Below are 1270 nucleotides of genomic sequence, written 5' to 3' on the forward strand. Positions count from 1 at the left end.
CTCCGCCCGGCGCCCGGTCGCGTCGGACGCGCCGCCGCCGCCCCCCAACACCTGACCCGGCCAACGCCCGACCCGGCCAACGCTGACCTGGCCAACGCCTGACCTGGAGCGACGACGACGTGAACGACCGACCAGCAAGGGCCCAGCCCGTCCCGCTCCGTATCGGGGCGGGACTACTCGTCTCCGTCCTGCTGGCCGGATGCGTCACGGCCCCGGCTCCGCCGCCTCCGAGCGCTCCGCCTCCCGAGGCGCCCGCCCCGGCCCCCGGCCCCTCGGCGGAGAGCCAGAGCTTCGCGCGCTACTACGCCTCGGTCGAGGCGCGGCTGCTGGCCGACGGGCTCCTGCGCCGCGACGGCGGCGGCCAGGACGCGCCTTTCACCGCCCGCCAGCTCGCCGAGAACTTCGAGCGGATCGCGCTCTACGACGAGTACACGCTGACCGGCGGACGCTTCGTCGCGCAGGAGACGCCCTCGCGCCTCCGCCGGTGGGCCCAGCCCGTGCGCCTCCAGCCCCATTTCGGCCCCTCGGTCGCGCCCGGGCAGCGCGCCACCGACATCGCCGAGCTCTCGGGCTTCGCCGCCCGCCTCGCGCGGGTGACGGGTCATCCGATCCGCACCGTGACCTCGGGCGGCAACTTCCACGTCCTCTACGTCGACCGCGACACGCAACGCGACATCGGCCCGCTCGTGCGCAGCCTCGTGCCCGGCGTCGGCGATGCGACCGTGGCCGAGATCGAGCGCCTGCCGCGCTTCACCTTCTGCTCGGTCTACGCCTTCTCGGAGGCGGGCGGCGGCTCGACCTACGTGGCGGCGATCGCGATCATCCGCGACGAGCACCCGCCGCTCCTGCGCCGCTCCTGCATCCACGAGGAGATCGCGCAGGGCCTCGGCCTGCCCAACGACAGCCCCGCCGCGCGCCCCTCGATCTTCAACGACGACGAGGAATTCGCGCTTCTCACGGGCCACGACGAGCTGCTGCTGCGCATGCTCTACGACCGGCGGCTCCGGCCCGGAATGCGGCCCGACGAGGCCCGCCCGATCGTGCGGCAGATCGCCGAGGAACTGCTCGGCGACCCGTCCTGACATGGCGGCGCTCGCGGCCGCCCTGCCGCTCGCCATCGTGCTGGGGACGATGGGCTTTTTCGGCCTCTCGGCGGCGAAGGCGGGGGCCATCGGCCTTGCCGCGGCACTCGCCGTGGCGCTCGTCGTCTTCGGGCCGCTGCCGGGCGGCGCCGCGGCCACGCTGACCGGCGCGGGTGCCGAGGCGCTGA

1 protein-coding gene and 1 pseudogene are annotated in these 1270 nt (G+C 75.0%); both read left to right on the forward strand.

Annotated elements, in window-relative coordinates:
- Nucleotides 1-119 precede the first annotated feature (119 nt).
- Nucleotides 120-1082 carry a DUF2927 domain-containing protein gene (locus ACTS11_RS06430; protein ID WP_442639508.1) on the forward strand — a complete coding sequence of 321 codons (963 nt, stop codon included), beginning with the start codon at nt 120-122 and terminating at the stop codon, nt 1080-1082.
- A gap of 1 nt (nt 1083) precedes the next feature.
- Nucleotides 1084-1270: pseudogene (locus tag ACTS11_RS06435) on the forward strand (L-lactate permease); the annotation flags it as partial.

The organism is Roseicyclus sp. (assembly GCF_052168335.1).
Classification (GTDB): Bacteria; Pseudomonadota; Alphaproteobacteria; order Rhodobacterales; family Rhodobacteraceae; genus Roseibacterium.